The following is a 4,365-nucleotide window of genomic DNA, read 5'->3' as shown; positions in this document are numbered from 1 at the left end:
TTGTTTTCGACTGGTTGCTTGTACCAGGCTCTGGCGCCGACGATGAGGTCATTGAGGCCGTCGCCATCGATGTCGCTGACGACCGGATTGCGTGCCTCATTCTCGAAGAGTATCATCTGCACCCATTCTTCAGCATCCCTCAGTTCTTTCTTGCCGGGATTGAAGTACAAGCAGCTATATCCGCCTTCTTCGAAGTTCACGAAGACGTCCAGATCACCGTCGCCATCCCAGTCGTGGTGGTTGAAGCCGTCCGGGCCATCGTCTTCGGGGTCCGGCTGGATGACGTTGACGCGCCAGCCGCTGGGGCCCGGTTTACCGACACACTGTTTCCAGACGTTTACGCCTTTCTCTCCTTTGGCAAACACCGCTCCAACATAGAACATGCTCGCGATCAAGAACCACAACCCTGTCTTCATCATTAGCGCTTAACCGCATCGCCCAGCGGCGCTTTGTCCGGTCCTCAGTAATCTTTCCCTTTGTCGCTCTCTCTGCACGAACGACGCCAATTCTCGAGGATGTCCTTCATTCTTCTGACGATGTCAGGGTGTTGATCCGCTATATTGGCTTTTTCTCCCGGATCAGTGATCAGGTCATACAATTCGTAGGTCTTGCCCTGGTCCTGACTGTAGATCTTATAGCGATTGTCCGTGAGCGACACTTGTCCTTTCGATTCAAACGCAATGGGCCTTGATCGTTGATCCATTTCCCCCTCTATTAGCGGTAGCAGGCTGATTCCATCATACGGTCGCGTCTTGGCTTCGGGAAGTTGATACCCCAGCGCGTCCAACACGGTAGGGAAATAGTCACTCGTGCTGCAAGGCGTTGCCACAACACGATGTTCCCTGATCATTCTCGGCCAGACAAGTAGGCCGGGCACACGGACGCCGCCTTCATAGAGGCTGCGTTTACGACCCCGGAGACCCTTCGTTCTCCCCGGCGCGGAACTATCGCCCTCCGGTCCATTGTCCGAGCAGAACCACAGCATGGTGTTGTCCTCGATCCCCAGCCTCTTCAGTTCTGCTCGGAGACGGCCCAGCTGTTCGTCCATCGCGGTAATACATCCGTAGTAGTCCTTGTACTCCTTGTAACCATCTGTGTATGGCGGCGCCGATACGACCGGCAGATGAGGGGCGTGGAACCAGATGACCGCCAGGAAGGGCGTCTTGCTCTTTGCCGCTTTCGTGATGAAAGGCAACACCCGATTCATGATCAATTTAGAGTCATCGCCACTGATTTCCTCGGCCGCCACCATTTGTTCCGGACCAGTCCAGTAATGCGTTCCGTACGTCTCGTACGTGTTGCCTTTCCAGTAGGTCGGGACCTTGGCTTCAGTCGAGAAACAGACATCAAATCCGTTCTTCCAAGGTGGTGAGTAGTGGGCGGTATGACCCGGCCGTGCGCGATTCGACTCCTTTATCTTTGTGGTCAGTGTTCCCAAGTGCCATTTCCCAAAATGCCCCGTCATGTATCCTTGTGTCTTGAGAGCTTCGGCGAGAGTGATCTCTTTCTCCCTCATGTGTCCGGCATTGGCAGACGGTATGCCGTAGCGATAAGGATGTCTTCCCGTGAGGCAGCTGCCGCGGGTGGGAGAGCAGACCGGGGCGCCGGAATAGAAGCGCTGGAAACAGATGCCGTCCTTTGCCATCTGGTCGAGGTGTGGAGTCCTGAGTACCGGATGCCCGTTGTAGCCGGTATCGCCCCATCCCTGATCATCCGTCATGCAAAGGATGATATTGGGTTGTTGCGGACCTTTGTCTTTGGCGAACAACGAAGGCCGAAGCATTGCGCTCGCGGCAAGCATCGCACCGGCGGCAAGCATCGCACTCCCGGCCAGAAACTCTCTTTTACTGGTCATTTATATGCATTCTCCTTGTGACTGAACGACATCCATCAGGGGCGCGGTTTACCGCGTCACCCGCAGGCTCTCGTTCCTTCTCACCATTGGCAACTAGAAGCGATACCGATTAGCCCTTTCATAGGGCCTTAGCGCCTCAACTTCCTTCGTGGCGCGCTCACGGTATGACTGAACAAAACTCTCAAGCGCCTCTTTCTGCTTGCGCTTGTCGAAGGCGTTCAATGCGCCATCCTTCACCCGCACCATCCATGCCCGCAATTGTGCGCGTAGGGATTCAATCTCCTCGTTTTGTGCGGCTGTCGGAGTCCTATCGCTTCCCAGTAAGTTAACAAGGCAGTTGGGATCAGCCCGAAGGTCGTAAAATTCCTCGACCGTTCGAAACATCAGATACCGGATGCGCTTCGCCATCGCGCTGTCGGTTTTTGCAGCCTCTTGCATGGCTGCAAACGCGCCCCCGCCCAATCGCTTGAAGCGGCGCTCACCGTTGGACCACGGGTTGAAGACATAAGCAGATTGTCTAGTCAACACCGACCGCATGGGCAGTGCGTCCCCTCCATGTATATGGTAGAACTGGGCGTAAACACTGTCACGATTCGACTGAGTTTCCCCACGCAAAAGCGGGACGAACGACCTCCCATCTGATGCTTTTGCCGGAGGAAGCCCAAGCGCATCCAGAATGGTAGGCTGCAGATCGACCGCCGAAACCATGTGCGTATGGTCAATTGCTCCATTCTTGATGTGCCCTGGCCACCGGATGATGAACGGTGAACGGACGCTGTCGACATAGCAATTGAACTTTGCCGCGGGGAAATCCATACCGTTATCAGAGAGGAAAATCACGATCGTATCATCCTGGAATCCAGCTTGGGCCAATTCCTCAAGCACAGCTCCGACCATGTCGTCCAGCCGTCGTGCAGATGTGCAATAGGCGGCCAGGTCCAGGCGGACGCCCGGCAGATCAGGCAGGAAATCTGGTACTTTGACCTCCTCCGGACGGAAAGTGCGAGACGCCTCAGCGCGTTCATCATGCTGACGGGTCGCTTTTCCGCCGCCGAAAGGACGATGCGGATCGTGGGAGTTTGCCATCAGGAAGAAAGGCTGTTTCGAGGTCTTTGCCATTGCAAAGAAGTCTTTGGCGAAGCGTCGGTAAACGGCCGGGTCACGCCCCCAACGGTCCTCGTCTCCGGTCCCCTGCCAGCGGTACGTAACCGACCAGCGAAACAACTCTTGTTGCCGGAGGGGCTTGCCGACAATTCCGCAAAGATATCCGGCTTGGTTCAGTATGCTCGGCAACGTCGGCGTGCCGGGCCGAATGCGCTGGAATCCTTCTGCACCATTGGTAGGAGGGAACAGTCCCGTGAGGATGACGCTTCGCGACGGCGTGCAGATGGAAACGTTGACATACGCATGCCTGAACCTCATGCCTTCCGCGGCCAGCCGGTCGAGGTTCGGCGTAATGTCGGGTGCCGCCCCACCAAAGCACCCCGGGGTATCCCAGTTCAGGTCGTCCGCGACAATCATTAGAACGTTGGAGAGCTTCTTGGGTGCGATTTGTTGAGCGCTCAAACTGTTGCAGAAGGCCGAGCAGCACAACGCGGCATTTATAACTGTCAGGAAATGTCGTTTACTATGGCCTTTGCTTTGCATGTGTGTTCTTTGAGCCGAATGGAAAAGATCACCGATGCGCGCCGGAAGTAAAGCGCCGATGCGCAACACCTCGATGCGCAACACCATCCCCAAGTCATAGCCAGCCATCGACTGCTCAGGCGGGGCACTCCGTCGGTGCATCGGCTGGTTGGGAAACGCATTCAGTCATTTTCGCTCCCTGCACTCGAGTCATCCACGCGCAAAACATTGCAGAGCCGCATCTCCGGATTCCGGAAGTATTCATCATCAAAACCTGTGAAGGTGACGAACTGCACCGCGCCGACCGGCTTTCCGTGCGCTCCAAGCACAAGGCCCTTGTGCCCGGTCCTGCTGCCATCCTTGTCGATCAAGATCACCACATGCCCGTGCCATCTCTTGGAATGGTCGCGATACCCGTAAACGAGGAGATCCCCCGCCTCGGCATTTTCAAACGCAATGGATTGAAGGCCATTTGATCGTTTCAATCTGGACAAGGCCATCGTGCTGACAAAGCGATCGTAAGGCCTGCCGATGGCGCGAAACAGTTGCCAGGTAAAGTTCGAACAATCGATTCCCTTCTCCAGCTGCGTACCTCCCCATTTGTAGGGAGCCCCGATGGTCGGCTTTGCTGCCTCAAGCAAGCGACGTAGTGTCTCATTTCCTCTGGCAGCTTTCTTGATCAACAAATCCGTTGCCGCCACCACTCTTATCAGCCCCGCCTCGACGTCCGCCCAGCCAGTACGAGCCGGGGGCACAGCGGCCTCCGACCCGCCAAGAAAAACCAGCAACCCAATTGCAAAAATGTCCAAAGCTTTCATGGCTACTCGCAGCGCGGAGCTGACCGATGACGAGGAGTGCGCCTGCGGTGCTCGACGTGGAACGTG

General features: G+C 56.1%; 4 protein-coding genes. All 4 read right to left on the bottom strand.

Annotated features, from left to right (window positions below; translation table 11 throughout):
• Positions 1 to 419: FG-GAP repeat domain-containing protein (locus ACWVCN_RS05180; RefSeq protein ID WP_455244454.1), on the bottom strand; the 419-nt coding region annotated here is incomplete at its 3' end.
• 41 nt (positions 420 to 460) lie between these two features.
• A complete protein-coding gene (locus ACWVCN_RS05175) occupies positions 461 to 1,855 on the bottom strand; it encodes a sulfatase family protein (RefSeq protein WP_455244453.1) in 1,395 nt (464 codons plus the stop codon).
• Between the two features lie 93 nt (positions 1,856 to 1,948).
• Positions 1,949 to 3,610, bottom strand: coding sequence for a sulfatase family protein (locus ACWVCN_RS05170; RefSeq protein WP_455244452.1), 1,662 nt, complete (start codon positions 3,608 to 3,610; stop codon positions 1,949 to 1,951).
• Between the two features lie 53 nt (positions 3,611 to 3,663).
• Positions 3,664 to 4,365, bottom strand: a 702-nt coding sequence (locus ACWVCN_RS05165) for a C40 family peptidase (RefSeq protein WP_455244451.1), incomplete at its 5' end; no start/stop codon positions are given.

This window comes from Petrachloros mirabilis (assembly GCF_975968855.1).
Note: the sequence above shows the minus strand (reverse complement) of the source record. Positions and strands in the feature narration are given on the sequence as shown.

Excerpts from the sequence above, each read along its gene's own strand:
- ACWVCN_RS05175 (WP_455244453.1), bottom strand. The coding sequence starts at position 1,855 with ATGACCAGTAAAAGAGAGTTTCTGGCCGGGAGTGCGATGCTTGCCGCC.
- ACWVCN_RS05170 (WP_455244452.1), bottom strand. The coding sequence starts at position 3,610 with ATGGCTGGCTATGACTTGGGGATGGTGTTGCGCATCGAGGTGTTGCGC.